We start from the raw sequence: 18,894 nt of genomic DNA, 5'->3' as shown, positions 1-18,894 counted from the left end.
ACGACAGCCGACGACACCGCCCGCGCCCCCTCGCGGTCGGCGACCGCCTCGACCGGCGTGGTCCCCCGGTGGCGGGTCAGAACCGGTCCTGGACGACGTCGGGGGTCACGCGCACGTGCAGCAGCACCGGGCCGGTCAGCGGCAGCGCGGCGTCGAGCGCCGCCTCCGCCCCGGCGGTGCCGGTGACGGTGTACGCGGTGAGCCCCAGCGCGCGGGCCACCGCGGCCAGGTCCCGGTCCGGGAAACGGGCCGGGGCCGGGTCCACCCCACGTGGCCGCAGCTTGCGCACCTCCGCGCCGTACGCGGCGTCGTCGAGGACCACGAGCAGCACGGCCGCCCCGGTCCGGGCGAGCGTGTCCAGCTCCCCCAGCCCGGTGAGCAGGCTGCCGTCGCCCTCGAACGCCACCACCGGCCGGTCCGGGCGGCCCACCGCCGCGCCGACGGCGAACGGCAGGCCGACCCCGATGCTGCCGAACTCCCACGGCGCGACCAGGGACCGGTCGGTCGCGGCCGAGTCCAGCAGCAGGTTCGGCCAGCCGCCGAAGTGCCCCACCCCGACCACCGTGGTCCGCTCCACCGGCAGCCGGCCGGCGCAGACCCGGACGAACTCCCGGGGGTCGATCCGGTCCGGCGTGCAGCGCATCTCCATACCGGCGAAGGGGTCGGCGGCGGCGATTGTGGCGGCCAGTTCCGCCGTACGCCAGTCCGGACGTGGTAGCAGGGGTCCCCTGTTACCGCTTTCTGACGAGCAGGGGACCCCTGCTACCACCTGCGGCGCCAGCAGCGCGGTGACCGCGCGGGCCGTCGCGTCGGCGTCGCCGAGCACCACGTCGTCGACCGGCCAGCCGGCACCGGGAGCGGCCGGATCAGTGTCGACCGCGACCACGGTGGCCGCGCCGGCCAGAGCACCGTGGTCGGCGGTCCACCGGTTCCAGCCCGCGCCGAAGGTGACCACCAGGTCCGCCTCGGCGAACACCCGCCGGGTGAGCGGGCGGGCCAGCCCGCCGGCCACCCCGAGGTGGTACGGGTGCCCGGCGAAGAGCCCGGCCGCCATCAGCGTGGTGGCCAGCAGCGCGCCACTGTGGTCGGCCAGTTCCCGGATCGCCGGGGCGGCCGACTCGGCGCCCCGCCCGGCGATCAGCACCGGACGACGGGCCGCCCGCAGCCGGTCGGCGAGCGCGGCGACCGCCTCCGGGTGCGGGGCGGGCGGCTGCGCGGGACGCGGCGGCACGTACGGCACGCACGGTGACGCACCGGGTGGCACCGGCTCGTCCTGGAGGTCCATCGGCACGTCCAGCACCACCGGACCGGGCAGTTCCCGGGCGAGCCGGAAGGCCCGCGCCAGGTCCCGCACGGCCGTGGCGGGCGTCGCCACCGGCACGAAGCTGCCCGCCGTGGCCAGCGCGAACGGCTGCTGGTCGAAGTGCTGCACGTGCCCCGGGTCGGCCGGCGGGGTGTCCCCGGCGACCAGCACCAGCGGGGTGCGGGCCGCCCGGGCGATGGTCAGCGCCGCACCGGCCACCGCCAGCCCCGGCCCCTGGGTCACCGTGGCCACCGCGCACCGGCCGGTCACCCTGGCGTACCCGTCGGCCATCATCACCGCGGCGTTCTCGTTGCGGGCCGCCACGAACCGCACACCGTGCCGTTGGATCAGGTCGGTGACCAGGAACATGTTGGCGTCGCCGAGCAGCCCGAAGACGGTGTCCACGCCGTGCGCCACGATCGCGTCGGCGAGTGCCTGGTAGACCCTCACCGCGCGCCGCCCCCGATCCGGTAGTCGCCGGCGCCGCGCAACGCGACGCCCAGCCCGGCCAGGTACGAGTCGGTGGCGACCGCGTCGAAGCGGGGCCCGGCCAGCCGGGCGGTCCGCTTGGTCATCGACCGGGCCACCGGGGACGTGGCGAGCAGCCGTTCGACCAGCCGCTCCCCCGCCGCCGCCAGCCCGTCCGGCGGGACGCAGGCGGTGACCAGGTCGTGCCGGAGCAGCTCGGCCGGCTCGATCCGTTCCTCCAGCAGCAGCCACCGCTTGGCCCGGTCCGCCCCGACCAGGTCGGCGAGGATCGCCATGCCGCTCCAGGTCAGCGGGATGCCGAAGGTCACCTCGGGGAAGGTGAGGTGACAGGTGTCGCTGGCCACCCGCAGGTCGGCGGCGAGCCCGAGGACGGCGCCCGAGCCGATGGCCGGGCCGTTGAACAGCGTCACCGTGGTCTGGTCCAGCCGGTACCAGCGTTCCACCAGCTCGGCGGTACGCCGCTGCACGGCGGTGGTGGCCGCCGCGTCCAGGGTGGCCAGTTCCCGCAGGTCGGTGCCGGCGCAGAAGGCGGTGCCCGCGCCGGTCAGCACGACCACGTCGGTCTCGTCGTCCCGGCCGAGCTCGTGCAGCACGTCCTCGAACCGGGCGAGCATGGCCAGGTCGAAGCTGTTGCGTCGGTGCGGCCGGTGCAGCGTCACCCGGGCCACCCGGCCGGCGCGGTCCAGGCGTACGGATTCGTCTGTGGTCACGGGGTCTCCGAGGTCAACAGGGCGCGGTCGACGAGGGCCGCCGCGTGGCCGACGTAGGACAGGGGATCCAGCAGGGTGGCCACATCGGTGCCGGCCAGCGCGGCGGTGACCTGCGGGTCGGCCCGGAGCACCTCGGCGAACGGGCGGTCCTGGTCGATGCTGTCCCGGACGATCCGCATCACCAGGTGGTGGGCCTGCTCCCGGCCGAGCGGGCCGGCCAGGCGCAGCATGACCGCCTCGGAGAGCACCAACCCGCCGGTGACGTCGAGGTTGGCCCGCATCCGCTCCGGCGACACCCGCAGGTCGCCGAAGACCTCGACGAGACGTTCCAGCGCGCCGCCGATGAGGATGAACGACTCGGGCAGCAGCTTCCACAGCGTCATGCCGACGCCCATGTCCCGGTCGTCCTGCGCGACCATCGCCTGCATCGCCAGCGGGACCTGGGCGCGCAGCGTGCTCGCCGCGGCGACGACCGCCTCGCAGCGGATCGGGTTGCGCTTGTGCGGCATGGTGCTGCTGCCGACCTGGCTGGCCCGCTGCGGCTCGTGCGCCTCGCCGATCTCGGTGCGGCCCAGGAAGTAGACCTCCCGGGCGAGCTTCTCCGCGCTGGCGGCGACCAGGCCGAGCACCATCAGGCACTCGGCGAACCGGTCCGGGGTGGCGTGCCAGGGGGTGTCGGCCACCCCGAGGTCGAGTTCGGCGGCGACCGCCCGTTCCAGGGCGAACGCCTGCGGGCCGTACCCGGCCATGGTGCCGGCCGCCCCGCCCATGCTGGTCACCAGCAGCCGCCGCCGCAGCTCGGTGAGCCGCTCCCGGTGCCGCTGGAGTTCGCTCTGCCACACCGCGCACCGCAGCCCGAACGTGGTGGGCAGGGCCTGCTGGCCGTGGGTCCGCGCCGGCATGGGCGTCTCGCGGTGCCGCAGCGCCAGCTTGCGCAGGATCCGGACCAGCTCGTCGACCTGTCGCTGGACGACGTCCAGGCCGGCCCGGCAGCGCAGCACGAACCCGGTGTCCATCACGTCCTGGGTGGTCGCGCCGAGGTGCACGTACCGGCCGGCGTCGCCGGGGCAGGCGGCGGTGAGCGCGCGGACCAGCGGCACCAGCGGGTGCACGGTGTCCACCGCGTCGCCGGCCAGCGCGTCGGCGTCCAGCCGGTCCAGCCGGGCGGCGGCGGTGATCTGCTCGGCGGCGGCGTGCGGGACGACACCAAGCGACGCCTGGGCGCGGGCGAGCGCCGCCTCCACGTCCAGCCAGGACTGCATGAGCTGCCGGTCGTTGAAGACCGAACGCATCTCCGCGTTGCCGAAGAAGCTGGTGACGGTCAGCGAGTCGAGAAAACAGGAACCGAGCTGCATCAGCGTTCCCCCGTCCCCGGGTCGCGCAGCAGCGGTGCGGCGGCCCGGCGGTCGACCTTGCCGGAGGGCAGCATCGGCAGTTCGGGGACCACGCGTACCAGCGTCGGCACCTTGTGCCGGGCCAGTCGCCGGGCCGCGGCGGCGAGCAGCCGTTCGGGGTCGACGACCGCCCCGGCGGCCGGTACGACCAGCGCGCCGACCTCCTCGCCCCAGCGCGCCGACGGCACCCCGAGCACGCACACCTGCCCGACGCCGGGTGAGTCGAGCAGGGCCGCCTCGACCTCGGCCGGGCTGATGTTCTCCCCGCCCCGGATGATCAGCTCCTTGGCCCGGCCGGTCAGGGTGAGGACCCGGTCCGCGTCGAGGGTGCCCAGGTCACCGGTGCGCAGCCAGCCGTCGCCGGTGAGCGCCGCCCGGGTGGCCGCCGGGTCGTCGAGGTAGCCGGCGGTCACCGACTCGCCGCGTACCAGCAGCTCACCGGGCTCGCCGACGGGCACGGTGCGGGTCGTCCCCGGGGTGACCACGACGGCGTCCAGGCCGGGCACGATCCGGCCAACGGTGGTGCCGGGCAGGCCGCAGTCGCCGTCGCCCGGGTCGACGCTGATGGTCGGGCCGGCCTCGGTCTGCCCGTACACCACGGCCACCCGGTGCAGCCCGAGCACCCGGGCGGTCCGCTCGACCAGCGGCGGCGGGCAGTGCGCGCCACCGAGGAAGCCGACCCGCAGCGACGACAGGTCCCACCGGTCCGGTTCCCGGAGCACCTGCTCGACCAGCATGCCGGCCATGGTCGGTACGGCCTGGAGCACGGTGCACCGGTAGCGGACGATGCCGTCGAGCACCGCCTCGGTGCGGAACCGCCGCCCGGAGACCCAGAGGGCACCGGTGACCAGGGCGAGGATCGCGCCGCTGCTCAGCCCGGCGGCGTGCGCCAGCGGCAGCGGCGAGGCGATCCGGTCGGTGTCGCGCAGGCCGGCCGCCTCGGCGGTCCAGCCGGCGTTGGCGACCAGGTTGCGGGCGCTCAACGGCACCATCTTCGCCGGTCCGGTGGTGCCGGAGGTGAACTGGATGTTCAGCACCGCGTCGGGGTCGCCGGCCGGGGCCGGGACCGGGTCGTCCCAGCCGGGCAGCGCGGCCATCGCGGTCGGGCCGAGGTCGGCGGCGAGCCGGTGACAGGCGGTCGGCCGGGCGTCGGCGGGCAGCGCCGCGACGGCCCGCGCGGCGGTGGCCGGGCCGTCCCGGTCGCGCAGCCGCTCCGCCACGAAGAGCAGCCGGGGCCGGCTGCGGGCCAGCGCCCCGGTCAGCTCCGCCTCGGCGAGTCCGGGGTGCAGGGTGACCAGGGCGGCGCCCCGCCACGCGGCGGCGGCCAACAGCACCAGCCAGGCCAGGCCGTTCTCCGCCCACACCGCGACCCGGTCGCCCCGGCCGACGCCGTGCGCGGCCAGTACCGCCGCCGCCCGTCCGGCGAGCCCGGCGAACTCGCCGGTGGTCACCGGGGCGGGCAGCTCGACCGGGGCGTAGAGCGGACGGTCCGGTTCCCGGGCGGCCCGGTGCAGCAGCAGGGCGTCGAGGGCAGGTGGGTTCACCGGGTCACTCCCTGGTCAGCAGCAGGTTCCCGTGGTCGTCGGCGGTGGCGGTCCAGCCCGCGCCGACCACGGTGGTGCTGCCGTTCTCCCGGACCACCGCCGGGCCGGGGACCGCGTGCCCGGGGGCCAGGTCGCCCCGCCGCCAGACGGTCGCGTCGGTCCAGCCGCCCGGACCGTAGAGCCGGGTCCGACCGGGTTCCGGCCGGTCCGCCACCGGCGGCGCGAACCGCACCTCGGGCCGGGGGCCGAACGCGGTGAGCCGGCAGTTGACGATCTCCGCCGGCTGGCCGTCGCGGACGTAGGCGTACCGCTCGGCGTACGCGGTGTGGAACGCCTCGGTCAGCTCGGCCGCCGTCGCCGGCAGCCCGTCCAGCGGTACGGCCAGGTCGAAGCTCTGCCCCCGGAACCGCATGCCGACCGACAGGCCGAAGGTGACCTGCTCCGCCTCGACGCCGTCCTCGGCCTTGAGCTGGGCGCGGGCGGTGTCCTGCAACTCGGCGACCACGGCCCGGACGGTGCCCAGCCCGGCCTCGTCGGCCGGCACCAGCACGGTACGGACGTAGTCGTGGCGGGCCTGCGCGGTGACGAAGCCCAGCGCGGAGAAGTTCCCCGGCACCGGCGGAACCAGCACCTGCCGGATGCCCAGTTCGTCGGCGAGGACGGTGGCGTGCATCGGACCGGCCCCGCCGAACGGCATCAGCACGAAGTCCCGGGGGTCGTGTCCCCGGGCCACCGAGATCTCCTTGATCGCGCTGGTCATCTTGACCGTGGCGAGCAGCAGGATCCCGTACGCCAGCTCCAGGTCGTCCAGGCCGACCTCGCCGGCGAGGCGGTGCATGGCCGTACGGGCGGCGTCGACGTCCAGCCGCACCTCGCCGCCGAGGCTCTCCTCCGGGTCGAGGTGACCGACGAGCAGATGCGCGTCGGTCGTGGTCGGCTCGGTGCCGCCCCGGCCGTAGCAGGCCGGGCCCGGGGTGGACCCGGCGCTGCGCGGTCCGACCCGCAGCTCACCGCCCCGGTCCCGCCAGGCGATCGACCCGCCGCCCGCCCCGATGGTGTTGATCTCGACCTGGAAGGTGCGGTTCGGGTGACCGGCGATGGTGCCGTCGTTGGTCATCAACGGCACACCGTTCTTGATCAGGCAGACGTCGGTGCTGGTGCCGCCGATGTCGCAGGTGATCACGTTGGAGTAGCCGGCCCGACCGGCGACGTGCACGCTGGCCGCCACGCCGCCGGCCGGACCGGAGAGCGCCAGGTTGATCGGCACCCGGCTGGCCTCGTCGGTGGAGACCACGCCGCCGCTGCTGGTCATGATGGAGAGCGGGTGGGCGTACCCGCCGTCGGCGAGCGCCGCGCCGAGACCGTTCAGGTAGTCGGCGACGGTGCCCCGGACGCTGGCGTTGAGCACGGTGGTGGCGAAGCGCTGGTACTCCCCCGGCTCGGGCACCACGTCGGAGGAGATGGTGCAGACCAGGCCGGGGTGGCGCTCGGCGATCCGCCGGGCCACCGCCCGCTCGTGCGCCGGGTTGCGGTACGCGTGCAGCAGGCATACCGCCACCGCGCGCGGTCCCGCCCCGGCCACCCGCTCCAGCACGGCGTCGAGGTCGTCGTCGTGCAGCGGCTGCACCACCGTGCCGTCCGCCCCGACCCGCTCCCGCAGCACGTGCCGCAGCCGGCGCGGGGAGAGCGGAGGCCGGCCGGCCTCCTTGACGCTGTAGAGCTGGGGCCGGTGCCCGAGCCCCATCTCCAGCACGTCCCGGAAGCCCTCCGTGGTGACCACGCTGACCGGTTCGCCGGAGCCCTCCAGCAGGGCGTTGGTGACCCGGGTGGTGCCGTGGACGAACCGGTCCACGGCGTCGAGCCGTACCCCGAGCTTGGCCAGCCCCTCGAAGATCGCGGCGGCCGGATCGGCCGGCGTGGAGAGGGCCTTGGCCTCGGCGAGCCGGGCGGTCGCCGGCTCGTACACGATGACGTCGGTGAAGGTGCCGCCGATGTCGACGCCGATGCAGAGCATGAGCGTGCCTTTCGCGAGATGCGGGAGGGGGTCAGAAGGTCACGCCGTAGCGGCGCAGGGTGCTCCGCGTGACGACCCGCAGGATCCAGTCGAAGAGATAACCCAGCACGCCGAGGGCGATGATGCCGACGAAGACCCACTCGGTCTTGGCGTAGTTGCGGGCGGTCCAGATGAGCGACCCGAGGCCGCTCTCCGCGGCGACGATCTCGGCGGAGACGATGGTGAGGAACGAGTTGCCCATCGCCAGCCGGGCACCGGTCACCACGTACGGCACGGTCGAGGGCAGCACCACCGAGACCAGCGTCCGGGTGGGGCTCGCGCCGAGCGCGCGGGCGGCGCGCAGCCGCAGCTCGTCGACGCCGAGCACGCCGGCCAGGGTGTTGAGCGCGACCAGGAAGACGGTGGTGTAGAAGATCAGCGCGACCTTGGACGCCTCGCCGGGGCCGAGCCAGATGATGGCCAGGGTGACGAAGGCGATCGGTGGCACGAAGCGGAAGAACTGGATGTACGGGTCGAGCATCAGCCGCAGCCACGGGATGCAGCCCATGAGCAGCCCGACCGGTACCCCGACCACCACACCGAGCGCCCAGCCGGTGAGGATCCGGGTGGCCGAGGCGCTGATCGACGTCCAGAGCGTGCCGTCGGCGATCAGGTCGAGCGCGCCCTGCCAGGTGAGCATCGGCGAGGGCAGGAAGAACGCGGTGTAGTTGCGGCTGATCAGGTCCCAGATCGCGACGCCGAGCAGCACGGAGAGCACGGAGAGCCCGATCCGGGTCAGCTTCGGCCGGTTGGCCCGCAGCCGCTTCTCGCGGCGCGGGTCGGGCCGGGTCTGCGGCGGTACGGTCCGCACGTCGGCGGTCATCGCGCGCCCCCCGGTTCCCGTCCGTCGTGGCCGTCGTCGAGTCCCTGGGCGCGCAGGGTGCGGGCGACCTCCTCGCCGATGTCGGCGCGCAGGTCACGGAAGAGCGCGGCGCTGGCCGGGTCGGTCAGGTCACGGGGCCGGGGCAGGTCGCACGGGTAGACGTTCTTGATCCGGGCGGCCGGGCCGGCGGTCATGGTGACGATCCGGTCGCCGAGCAGGATCGCCTCGCCGATGTCGTGGGTGACGAAGACGATGGTCGCGCCGGTCTCCCGCCAGATCCGGTCCAGTTCGACCTGCATGACCAGCCGGGTCTGCGCGTCCAGCGCGCCGAACGGCTCGTCCATCAGCACCACCGACGGGTCGTTGGCGAGCACCCGGGCGAGTTGCGCCCGCTGGCGCATGCCGCCGGAGAGCTGCTCGGGGAACCGGTCGGCGGCCTGGCTGAGACCGACCATCGCCAGGTACCGGTCGACGGTGGCGTCCCGCCGGGCCGGCGGCACCCCGCGCATCCGGGGGCCGAAGGCCACGTTCTGCCGGACGGTGAGCCAGGGGAAGAGCGCCTCGGCGCTCTGGAAGACCACGCCCCGGGAGACGTCCGGGCCGGTGACCCGGGTGCCGGCGCAGGTGACCTCGCCGCCGGCCGGGGTGACGAACCCGGCGACCGCGTTGAGCAGCGTGGACTTGCCGCAGCCGCTCGGCCCGAGCAGGCAGACGAACTCCCCGGCGGCGATGTCGAGCGAGGCGCCCCGCACGGCGGTGAAGCTGCCGAACCGGATGTCCACGTCCCGGATCGACACCGGTGTCCCCGCCGCCCGGCCGGTGTCCGGCACCGGCCGGGTCGGGGCCTCCGGACGGGTCACCCCGTTGGCCCTCACGCCACGCCCCTGACCATGACGGCCGCCGGGTCGGCCGGCTTGTCGACGATTCCGCTGTCCGCCTGGAACTTCGCGATCTCGCCGTACCGCTTCAGGTCGTCGTCGGTGAAGTCGCGGACCTGACACTGCACGCCTTCGAGCAGCGTGCGGGCCTCGGCGGCCGGGATCTTGATGGCCTTCTCGGTGACCGTGCCGGCCTTCTCCGGGCTGGCGGTGAGCTGCTCGCAGGCGGTGGCGATGGTGTCGACGACCTTCTTGGCGGCGTCCTTGTTCGCGTCGTACCAGGCCCCGTCGACGCCGATCACCAGGTTGTAGACGTAGCCGATGTCGCCGCTGTTGAGCAGGACCTTGCCGCCGTTGGCCACACCCCGCGACGGCCACGGCTCCCACATGATGTAGCCGTCGATGTCGCCGCGTTGCAGCAGCGCGGGCATCTCCGCCGGGGACGCCTTGACGAACTCGACGGCGTCCTTGCTGATGCCCTTCGCGTCGAGCACCTTGTTCGTGGCGTACTCGTTCACCGTGCCGGGCACGACGCCGTACTTCTTGATGCCGGTCACGTCGGAGATCCCGGAGCGGGCGACGAGCTTGATGAAGCTGGGCGACTGGGAGAAGACCGCGAGACCCCGGATGTCACCCCGGGTGGCCCGGTTGAGCAGGCTCGACTCGGTGCTGGCGGTCAGCTGACCCTGCTTGGCCAGGATCGCGTCCAGCCCACCGGTGCCCTCCTGGTACTGCTTCACCGTCACGTCGAGGTCGGTGCCGTCGAAGAGGTTCTCCTGGTCGGCGAGGTAGATCGGCGAGTACGCCGGGTCGACGCCGACGCCGAAGGTGATCGGACCGGTCGCGGCGGGCGCGTTACCGCCCCCGTCCCCGTCTCCGTCGGATTGGGCGTTCTCCGCGCACGCCGCGAGGGTGGCGGTCAGCAGCAGGGCGGCGACCGCGGCCCGCGCGCTTCGCATCTTCATGGTCACCCCAGTCTGTTCGGCTCATATTCTGGTTCTAGTTGCTTAATATGGGACGCTACTGCGGCCCAGCTCACAGCGTCAAGGGGCGGCAGCCAGACAGCCTCACCAGAAGTCCGAACGGACAGTGACGAACCAGCCGCCAAGCCCGGCCGACTCCGCCGCCCCGAAAGCCGAATCAACCCCTCGAACCACCTGCGCGAACGCACCACCACAGCGAGTGAGCAACGCGACCGCAAATGTGACAGGACTCTCGCGTTATCACTCAACGTATAACGTCATAGCCTTCATCAAGATCAACTTGCCGGAACCGTGACCTGCGGGCGGGAGGTTTCGGGGTCGCAGGGCCCACATGGCCGCTACACCCGCCGCCGACCCGCCCGCCCCCGTTACGCCAACGGCCGCCGGGGCAACCGGGCCGGCCGGTGTCACCGGGCCGGACCGCCGATCCGGGCCCGTCGTTGCGGAAGCGGGCGGCACCGGGCCGGACCGTGGCGCAAGACCGGGTCACCGGGGCTGACATCCCAGGGCCGGGGTCATCGGCGCGTGGTCCTTTAGAGCTGCCCCGCTGGTGCTACCGGCGGCGGGGCGCAGCCACCACCGGATGGCGGCCGGCCCGGACAGGAACGAGCCGGACCAGGACGAGGGCCGGACCACAACGAGGGCCGGACCAGGACGAGGGCCGGACCAGGACGAGGGCCGGACCAGGACGAGCCGGACGGGCGAGAACGCGGAGCAGGCGGTCCCACGTTCTGACGCCGGCCCTCCGTCCAGTCAGGTTGGGGGCCGGAGCATCCGCCCCGTCTGTGCGGGCAGCTCGACAGCGTCGGCGGAGACACCACTCGGCCGCCGTGGGCCACCGGTCGTCGGCCGCCTGCCGACAGACGGCGGGCAACGGGCGGCGGGGACCACCGGCCAACGGGGGACGGCACCCCGGCCCGCCGAGCGCAGACCGGGGCAGCGGACGGCCCACCGGTCCACGGGCGGCGTGTTCCCGCGGGACCGGCTCGGTTCAGTCCGCGCCGATCACCAGGACGCTGGCGTCCTCGTCGTCGAGGGCCGCGACGAGCTGTTCCAGCGTTGCCGGACCCTCGTGGTCGAGGATCAGGACCGGACGCAGGTCGTCACCGCAGGGCTCGCCCTCCGGGCTCAGCGCGGCCCGGTGGCCGGGGCCCGGCAGCAGCCCCGCCTGGTCGGCCAGGGCCGCCGGGTCGATCCGGATCTCCCGGCGCAGCACGACGACCCGGCCGTCCGGGAGTTCCTCCAGCCCCAGGCCCGCGACGGTCCGACGGAACTCCTCGTCGCGGTGCCGTACCGCATCGGTGACGCGCCCAGGGAAGGTCAGCAGCCGAACCACGAGCCGGTCGTCGGTGACCTCGACCCGGGCCCACAGGTCCATGGGGAGCAGGTAGAACACACCCTCCTCGCCCTCGTGACCGTAGTTGAACAGGGCGCAGGCGAGCTGTTCGTCGGCGCCGCCCCGGGTGTCGACGCCCAACACGATGTTCACCTCGTCCGACTCGGACAGGGGCACGGCGGTGACCCACATCCGCACCGAGTCGTCACCGAAGTGGGGCAGCGAGGGGCTCATGCGGTTGATCACACCACAGACCTCCGACAGCGAGCTGACCGGCCGCCGACGTGACCGGTGGTCCCAGTCGCCGGGTGGGTCGACACCCCGCCGGGGCTGACCCGCCGAGGATCGGCTAGGAACATCGCATGCCCCGCTACCTGCTCTTTCCCGGTCGGCACCACCTGCTGACCCGGTTCCAGGCCGACTACCTCCGTCGACTCGCGACCGGCGACGACCCCGCCCCGGCCGACGGTGGCGGGACCACCGTGGTCTGGGCGGTCACCTCGGCCAACCACGAGAACACCCGACGCAACCCGGTCCCCTACCACCGGCGCGAGGCGGCGATCGAGCGGTTCAGCGTGCTCACCGGGCTCCGGTCGGTGGTGGTGCCGGTCTTCGACACCGCCGAGACCGACCGGTTCGCCGAGGTCACGCTGAAGAACGTGGCGGCGGCCACCGGGCGGAAGCTGACCCCGGCCGACACGGTGGTCGCCTGCTCGACCCCGGAGGTCGCCGCGATGTACGAGCGGCTCGGCTTCACCATCGCCGGAGTGGAGGCCGAGGTCGAGCCGCCCCCGGCCCGACCGTGGGACGTGCTGCTGCGGCTGGCCGCCGGGGACCCCACCTGGCGGGACCTGGCCCATCCCGCGACCGTCGACGTGTACCGCCGCTACCGGCTGGACGACCTGGTGCGGGCGGTGGTCAACGACCCGGTGGTCGGCGACGAGGGCGGCCTCACCGCCACCCGGGACTACCGGACGTACGCCGAGGCGTTCGCCGACGCCGCGCAGCGCAAGTGGTCGGCGGTCCGGGAGCACGTCCGACCGGGGCGGATCGTCGACGTCGGCTGCGGCGCGGGAGCGGTGCTGGAACTGGCCGACCGGGAGCCGGCGTTGCGGGAGAGCGACCTGATCGGCGTCGAGGTGGCCCGGCACCTGTTCGAGGAGTGCGTGCACAAGAAGGCGCAGGGCTTCTTCACCAACCCGAACGTCTTCTTCTACCGGCGCAACGTGCTCGGCGGGGCGGTGTTCGCGCCGCGCTCGGTGGACACCACGTTGACCTTCGCGCTGACCCACGAGATCTGGTCGTACGGTGACCGGATGGCGTCGCTGCGCCGGTTCGTGCAGGCCATCTACGACCACACGGTGCCCGGCGGCGTGTGGATCAACAGCGACGTGTGCGGTCCGGACGGCCGGGACCGGACGGTGCGGTTGCGCCTGTCCACCGGGGACGGCGCGAACCCGGCACGGCCCCGGACGGACCTGGCGTCCCTGCCGCCCGAAGAGGTGGCCGCGTACGTCGGTGGACTGTCGACCCGGGCCCGGCTGGACCAGTTCGCCGTCGACTACCCGTTCCCGTTCACCTACCGTCCCGCGCCCGAGCCGTCCGGGGCGGTCGTCGAGATGACGCTCGGCGACGCGATGGACTTCCTCACCCGCAAGGACTACACCGACAACTGGCTGTCGGAGACCCGGGAGCAGTTCTGCGGCTTGGAGTACGCCGACTGGAAGGCGCTCCTCGCCGACGTCGGCTTCGAGGTCGACCCGGCGAGCGGCACGACCCGCAACGACTGGATCGTCAGCAACCGGCTCGCCCCGGTCGCCGGGCTGTCCACCCCGGACGGCCGAGCGCTGGACTGGCCGGTCACCCACGTCTTCCTGGTCGCCCGCCGCCCGGTCAACACCTGACGGGTGGTAGCAGGGGCCCCCTGTTACCGCTTTTTGTCGTGCAGGGGTCCCCTGCTACCACCCCACCCCACCCCACCCCACCCCCGCCTCGCCTCGGGCGGCCTCCTCGCCGTACGGGGCGATGAACACCTTGTCGGTCTCGCCGTCGCCCTGCGCCCGCAACGCGCGGGTCACCTCGTCCACGCCGTAGAACGCCGGTCGCAACCGGTCCAGCCCGAGGGTCGGCAGCAGCCCCACCGCGCGGTGGTGGGTGTACGGGTTGATCACCGCGCCGACGATGGTCAGTTCCCGGGCGAAGATCTCGTTCGGGCGGATCCGTGCCTCGTCCTGCGGTCGGGCGACCCCGAAGACCAGGATGCGCCCGCCCCGGCTCGCCATCTCCAGCGCCGATTCGAGGATCCGGGCCGAGCCGACCGCGTCGACCACGTACGGGAAGCCGAGGCCGCCGGTGTGGGCGCGGGCCGCCTCGGCGCTGCCCGGCCCGCCCGGGTCGAGGGCCGCGTCGGCGCCCATCCGCAGCGCCAGGTCCCGCCGGTCCGCGCGGGGGTCCAGCACCACGATCGGGGCGAGTCCGCGCGACCGGGCCAGCGCCACCATCATCGCCCCGGCCGGACCGGCCCCGTAGATCAGCACGGGCAGCCCGGAGCGGGGGTCGAGCTGGTCCATGCCGTGCACGCAGCACGCCAGCGGCTCGGTGAGCGCCCCGATCCACGGTGGTGTCCCCGGTGGCAGCCGGTACGCGATCCGGGCGGGCAGCACCATCCGCCCGGTCATACCGCCGTCGAGGCGCACCCCGTAGCCCCGTTTGGTGTCGCAGAGGTGCTCCTGGCCGAGGCGGCAGTAGACGCAGGTGGTGCAGTAGTCGTGCGGCTCGACGGTGACCAGGTCACCGGCGGTGAGCCGGTCGACGCCCGGCCCGACCTCCGTGACCCGGCCGCAGACCTCGTGGCCGAGCACCACCGGGTACGCCGCCGGAAAGCTGCCGCCGACGATGTGGCTGTCGGTGCCGCAGACCCCGACGGCCAGCGGGGCGACGGCCACCTCCCCCGGCCCGGGAGGACGGGTCGCCACCCGCTCGGCGCGGACGTCCCCGGGGCCGTGGCACCGTACGGCGAGGACGGTGTCAGTAGGCGGCACGGAGCAGCTCCTTGAGTCGTCGGATGTGCGCCCGTGCCGCCTCGCCGGCGGCGTCCGGGTCACCGGAGCCGAGCGCCTCGAAGATGGCCTGGTGTTCGGCGACGGCCTGGACCATGCCGCCGGTGAGGCTGGTCGACCGCATCGCGATCATGACCCGCCCCTGGACGCCGTCGAGCATCCGGATCAGCACCGGGCTCTGCGCGGCCTGCCGGATCTCCCGGTGGAACGCGGCGTCGAGTTCGATGTGCCGGGCGAAGTCACCGGCCTCGGCGACCTCCCGGTGCTCGGTGAGCAGGGCGAGCAGGCGACGGCGCAGCGCCGGGGTGTAGCGTTCGGCGGCCAGCCGGGCCACCGCCCACTCCAGCGCCTCGCGGGCCTCGTAGAGGCTGACCAGTTCCTCGCCCTCGATCCGGGCGACGACCGCGCCCCGGTTCATCTCCTCCCGGGCCAGGTCGTCCTGGACCAGCCGGATCACCGCGTCCCGGACCGGGCTTCGGCTGACCCGGAACTCCTCGGCCAGGGCGGGGACGCTGAGCCGGGCCCCGGGGCGCAGCTCCCCGGAGATGATCCGGTCCCGCAGGGTGCGGTAGATCAGCTCACCGACCCGCTCACCGGTCTGGAGGTCGGCGTCCGGCGGGAGCACCGGCAGCGTCAGGGCGGACGCGTCTGACGGGACTTGTGGCGTCACTGGTGACCTCACTGGTGTGGCTGGGGCCCGTCGGGCACCGCGGCGAGGAAGGCGGCGGCGAACCGCCGGTAGTTCGCGGCGACCGTCGCCACCGCCCGGGGCCGGGCCAGGTCCCCGGCGAGCAGCCCGCGCAGTGCGTCCCACCAGATGCTACGTCCGATAGCGAAGCCGGTGAATCCAGCGCCGGCCGCGTCGGTCAGCCACCCCTCCACCTCCGGCGCGGGGGCGTTCGCGCCGAGCAGGATGCACTCACCGCCGGTCTCGGCGGCGATCCGGGCGGCGGTGCGGTAGTGCTCCGGCGCGGCGAGGTGCTCCAGTTTCCAGACGTCCACCGGCATGTCGTCGAGGATCTCGGTCATCGCCCGGTGCACCAGAGCGGGCCGCAGTTCCCGGTCGAACCGTCCGCTGTCGCCGCCGACCGCGTCGAGCTGGGCGGGGGTGGGCGGGACGAGCAGCTCGAACAGGAACCGGCCACCGGCGTCGCGGGCGGCGGCGGCGACCTCGGCCAGGCGTTCCCGCTGCACCCGGTTGCCGTCGGCGTCCCCCTCCACGTTGTAACGGACCAGCACCTTCGGCAGGTCGGGGCGGTGGTGGTCCAGGTAGGACTTCAGGTCGGCCGGTTCGGTCTCGTAGATCTCGCAGCCGCCCCGCTCCACCGGCATGCTGACGGTCACCCCGTGCGCGCGGGCCCGCTCGGGCACCCCCGCGCCGAGGGTGTCGTCGACGAGGATGCCGGCGTGGGCGGCGAGGCGCGGCTCGTCGGCCAGCGCGGCGAACAGCCCCTCGGCCACCATGTGCTTGCCGTCGCAGATGGCCGCGCGCTGGGCGGGTGTGGCGGTGCCGGTGTGGCCGTAGAGCGCCTTGGTGAGCCAGGGCCGCTGGTCCACGGCGAGGATGAGCAGGTGCCGCTGGTTCATCGGGCGTCCTCCGAGACGATGCAGGGCTTCAGGTAGTCACCGGCGACGAAGCGGGCGAACGCGTCGGGCAGGTCGGCGAGGGCCAGCGGGACGGTCAGCCGGTCCCGCAGGGCCGCGCCGGAGTCCCGCAGCAGGTCCCAGTTCGCCTCGACCTCGCTGGTGGGGAAGTAGAACGAGCGGATGGTGTAGCAGTCGGTACGCCGCCAGCGGGGCGTCGCGGGCATGGCGTACGGCTGGTCGGACTCGCCGAGCACGACGACCGCGCCACCCGGGGCGACCACGCGCTGCGCGGTCTCCCGGGCCGCGGTGGCCCCGCTGACCTCGACGACCAGGTCGTACTGGTTCTCGGTGTCGAGGTCCTCGGCGGCCCGCGCGCCGAGCGCGACGGCGGTGGCCGACCGGCCCGCGTGCGGGTCGGCGACGTCGACCGCGCCGACGCCGAACGCGCCGGCCACCGAGATCACCCCGAGCCCCAGCGGGCCGGCGCCGACCACCAGCGCCCGGTCCACCCCGTCGGGCTGGACGCGCTGCCACAGCCGCAGCGCGTGCGCGGCGGTGCCGACCGTGTCCAGACCCAGCACCGCCGTGGTCAGCGGCACGTCGTCGGGGACCGGCAGCAGGCACCGGGCGGGTACGTCGACGTGCTCGGCGAACCCGCCGTCGCGCTGCCAGCCGATCAGTTGGGTCAACCGCAGGCACTGGTTGGTGCGCCCGGCCGCGCAGCGTCGGCAGGTGCCGCAGAAGACCGGGATGTAGACGATGGCGCGGGTGCCGGCCGGCACATCGACCCCGGCGCCGGTCTCGACGACGGTGCCGCCGATCTCGTGGCCGGGCACCACCGGCGAGCCGGAGCGCAGCAGCCGCTTGTCCGAGCCGCACAGGGCGCAGACGTCGACACGCAGGCGTACCTCGCCGTCGGCGACCGGGCCGAGGGCGACCGTGTCGAAGTCGATCCGTCCGTCGCCCGGGAACCGGGCACGGACGCTGGTGGACGTCGTCACTTGACGGCACCTCCGGTGATTCCACGTACCAGCCACCGCTGCGCGAAGATCGTCAGCAGCAGGGCGGGCACTGAGATGAGCGTGCTGGCGGCCATCAACCCGCCGAAGTCGTTGGAGCCCTGTCCGATGAAGTTGAACGCGATGACGGTCAGTGGCAGGGTCCGGTCGTTCGCCAGGGCCAGCGCGAACAGGAAGTAGTTCCAGGAGAAGACGAAGCTGAGCGTCAGCGCGACGGAGACGCCCGGCATGGCCAGTGGCAGGACGACGCTGCGGAACCGCTGCCAGGTGCTGGCCCCGTCGATGAGCGTGGACTCCTCGATGCTGATCGGGATGTCCTCGAAGAACGGGATCAGCAGCCAGATGCAGAGCGGCAGCGTGATGATCAGGTGCGCCACGATGAGCAGGGCGTAGTTGAGCCCGGTGTTCGACGGCGCGTCGATGCGGATGGAGAGGACGAACAGCGGTACGACGAACAGCACGCCGGGCGCCATCCGGGCGAGCAGGGTGACGAAGCCCAGCGTGTTGAGCTGCCGCCGGACCACCACGTACGCGGCGGGAGCGCCCAGCACCAGGCCGAGCAGCGTGGAGCCACCGGCGACGACGAGGCTGTTGACGATGTAGCGGCCGAACTCGAACCGCTCGAACAGGTTGGTGAAGTTCTCCAGCGTCAGCGGCGAGGTCACGTCGAAGAGGGAGCCGGTGATGTCGACGTTGCGCCGCAGGGACGACCAGAGCATGAACAGCACCGGACCGAAGAAGATCACGGCGAAGAGGGCGTACGCGGTGTATACGCCGACCAGCCGCTTACCCGTGTTCACTTCGCGGCCCTCCTTCGTACCAGGGTGAAGACACCGGCGATGAGCACGACCAACAGCAGCAGCGCGATCTGGAGGGTGGCGGCGTAGCTCGGCTCCTGGTCGACGAACGCCTCGTTGTAGCCGTACACGTTGAGGGTGTTCGTGGCGTCGACCGGACCGCCCTGGGTCATGATGTAGATGGTGTCGAAGAACCGGACGAGGTCGACGGTGCGCAGCAGCATCGCGACGATGAGCACCGGACGCAGCAGCGGCAGTCCGATGTTCCACGCGGTACGCCAGCCGCTGGCCCCGTCGATGGAGGCCGCCTCGAACGGTTCCTCGGGCAGCGACCGGATCCCGGCGGAGATGATCAGCGCCATGAACGGCGTCCACTGCCAGATGTCCACCAGGGCGATCGACCAGGGAGCGATCTCCGGGTCACCGAGCCAGACCACCGGGTCGATCCCGATCACGGCGAGCAGTTCGTTCGCCGCGCCCAGGCTCGGATCCATGATCAGCAGCCAGAGCAGGCCGACCGCCACCGACGCGGTGATCGCCGGGATGAGCATCATCCCCTGGAAGATCCGCCGGCCGGGGACGTCGAGGCTCATCACGTAGCCGAGCGCGAGTCCCAGCAGGGTCTCCACGAACAGGCAGACCACGAAGAGGAAGAGCGTGACCTTGAGCGAGTTGTAGAAGGCCGGGTCGGCGAACATCGCGGCGTAGTTGTCGAACCCGAGGAAGCCGGCGTTCGTGCCGTCGGACTGTCGGTCGGTCACCGACAGCCAGACCGTGTACCCGATCGGCAGCAGGACCAGCAGGGCGGTGACCACCGCCGCCGGCACCACGAAGGGCCAGATCCCCCGGGCCGTCGGGTGCACGGAGGCCCGCCTGCGGCGGCCCCCCGGCCCCCGCCCGGCCGGAGCGGGGCGGGGGA

Annotated in this window: 16 protein-coding genes; 1 reads left to right on the top strand and 15 read right to left on the bottom strand. The window is 73.5% G+C overall.

Annotated elements, in window-relative coordinates; translation table 11 throughout:
* Positions 1-76: 76 nt before the first annotated feature.
* The 9 genes from QSK20_RS06025 to QSK20_RS05985 form a co-directional block, all read right to left on the bottom strand.
* Positions 77-1,753, bottom strand: coding sequence for a thiamine pyrophosphate-binding protein (locus QSK20_RS06025; RefSeq protein WP_285787535.1), 1,677 nt, complete (start codon positions 1,751-1,753; stop codon positions 77-79).
* Positions 1,750-2,502 carry an enoyl-CoA hydratase/isomerase family protein gene (locus QSK20_RS06020; protein WP_285787534.1) on the bottom strand — a complete coding sequence of 251 codons (753 nt, stop codon included), beginning with the start codon at positions 2,500-2,502 and terminating at the stop codon, positions 1,750-1,752. The genes QSK20_RS06025 and QSK20_RS06020 overlap by 4 nt, the downstream gene beginning before the upstream one ends.
* Positions 2,499-3,857: an adenylosuccinate lyase gene (purB, locus tag QSK20_RS06015; RefSeq protein ID WP_285787533.1), complete on the bottom strand. Its 1,359-nt coding sequence runs from the start codon at positions 3,855-3,857 to the stop codon at positions 2,499-2,501. The genes QSK20_RS06020 and purB overlap by 4 nt, the downstream gene beginning before the upstream one ends.
* Complete coding sequence (locus tag QSK20_RS06010; protein ID WP_285787532.1) at positions 3,857-5,440, bottom strand: class I adenylate-forming enzyme family protein; 1,584 nt, start codon at positions 5,438-5,440, stop codon at positions 3,857-3,859. Before QSK20_RS06010 ends, purB begins: the two co-directional genes overlap by 1 nt.
* Positions 5,441-5,444: 4 nt before the next feature.
* Positions 5,445-7,454, bottom strand: a complete 2,010-nt coding sequence (locus QSK20_RS06005) for a hydantoinase/oxoprolinase family protein (RefSeq protein WP_285787531.1) — start codon at positions 7,452-7,454, stop codon at positions 5,445-5,447.
* Between the two features lie 31 nt (positions 7,455-7,485).
* Positions 7,486-8,316: an ABC transporter permease gene (locus QSK20_RS06000; RefSeq protein WP_285787530.1), complete on the bottom strand. Its 831-nt coding sequence runs from the start codon at positions 8,314-8,316 to the stop codon at positions 7,486-7,488.
* Positions 8,313-9,191, bottom strand: coding sequence for an ABC transporter ATP-binding protein (locus QSK20_RS05995; RefSeq protein WP_285787529.1), 879 nt, complete (start codon positions 9,189-9,191; stop codon positions 8,313-8,315). The genes QSK20_RS06000 and QSK20_RS05995 overlap by 4 nt, the downstream gene beginning before the upstream one ends.
* Positions 9,188-10,159 (bottom strand): ABC transporter substrate-binding protein, encoded by a 972-nt coding sequence (locus tag QSK20_RS05990; RefSeq protein ID WP_285787528.1) that lies wholly within the window; start codon positions 10,157-10,159, stop codon positions 9,188-9,190. Before QSK20_RS05990 ends, QSK20_RS05995 begins: the two co-directional genes overlap by 4 nt.
* Positions 10,160-11,168: 1,009 nt before the next feature.
* Entirely contained in the window at positions 11,169-11,759 is a 591-nt protein-coding gene (locus QSK20_RS05985; RefSeq protein WP_285787527.1) for a hypothetical protein, read from the bottom strand.
* A 116-nt stretch (positions 11,760-11,875) separates the two neighbouring features.
* Between QSK20_RS05985 and QSK20_RS05980 the strand changes: the two genes are divergently transcribed.
* Positions 11,876-13,417 carry a class I SAM-dependent methyltransferase gene (locus QSK20_RS05980; protein ID WP_285787526.1) on the top strand — a complete coding sequence of 514 codons (1,542 nt, stop codon included), beginning with the start codon at positions 11,876-11,878 and terminating at the stop codon, positions 13,415-13,417.
* A gap of 54 nt (positions 13,418-13,471) precedes the next feature.
* On the opposite strand, the gene QSK20_RS05975 is transcribed toward QSK20_RS05980, so the two are convergent.
* The 6 genes from QSK20_RS05975 to QSK20_RS05950 are packed head-to-tail and all read right to left on the bottom strand — an operon-like array spanning position 13,472 to position 18,838.
* Positions 13,472-14,554, bottom strand: coding sequence for an alcohol dehydrogenase catalytic domain-containing protein (locus tag QSK20_RS05975; protein WP_285787525.1), 1,083 nt, complete (start codon positions 14,552-14,554; stop codon positions 13,472-13,474).
* On the bottom strand, positions 14,541-15,242 hold the full coding sequence (locus QSK20_RS05970) for a GntR family transcriptional regulator (protein ID WP_285787524.1): 702 nt from the start codon (positions 15,240-15,242) through the stop codon (positions 14,541-14,543). The genes QSK20_RS05975 and QSK20_RS05970 overlap by 14 nt, the downstream gene beginning before the upstream one ends.
* 8 nt (positions 15,243-15,250) lie before the next feature.
* A complete protein-coding gene (locus tag QSK20_RS05965) occupies positions 15,251-16,159 on the bottom strand; it encodes a 2-deoxy-5-keto-D-gluconate 6-phosphate aldolase domain-containing protein (RefSeq protein WP_285787523.1) in 909 nt (302 codons plus the stop codon).
* A complete protein-coding gene (locus tag QSK20_RS05960) occupies positions 16,156-17,160 on the bottom strand; it encodes an alcohol dehydrogenase catalytic domain-containing protein (protein ID WP_285787522.1) in 1,005 nt (334 codons plus the stop codon). The genes QSK20_RS05965 and QSK20_RS05960 overlap by 4 nt, the downstream gene beginning before the upstream one ends.
* Positions 17,157-17,978 (bottom strand): carbohydrate ABC transporter permease, encoded by an 822-nt coding sequence (locus tag QSK20_RS05955; RefSeq protein ID WP_285787521.1) that lies wholly within the window; start codon positions 17,976-17,978, stop codon positions 17,157-17,159. Before QSK20_RS05955 ends, QSK20_RS05960 begins: the two co-directional genes overlap by 4 nt.
* Positions 17,975-18,838, bottom strand: coding sequence for a carbohydrate ABC transporter permease (locus QSK20_RS05950; protein ID WP_285787520.1), 864 nt, complete (start codon positions 18,836-18,838; stop codon positions 17,975-17,977). The genes QSK20_RS05955 and QSK20_RS05950 overlap by 4 nt, the downstream gene beginning before the upstream one ends.
* Between the last annotated feature and the right edge of the window lie 56 nt (positions 18,839-18,894).

Origin of the sequence: Micromonospora sp. NBRC 101691 (assembly GCF_030269285.1) — a bacterium.
GTDB classification, from domain to species: Bacteria; Actinomycetota; Actinomycetes; order Mycobacteriales; family Micromonosporaceae; genus Micromonospora; species Micromonospora echinospora.
This window is presented reverse-complemented; position numbering and strand designations above follow the sequence as displayed.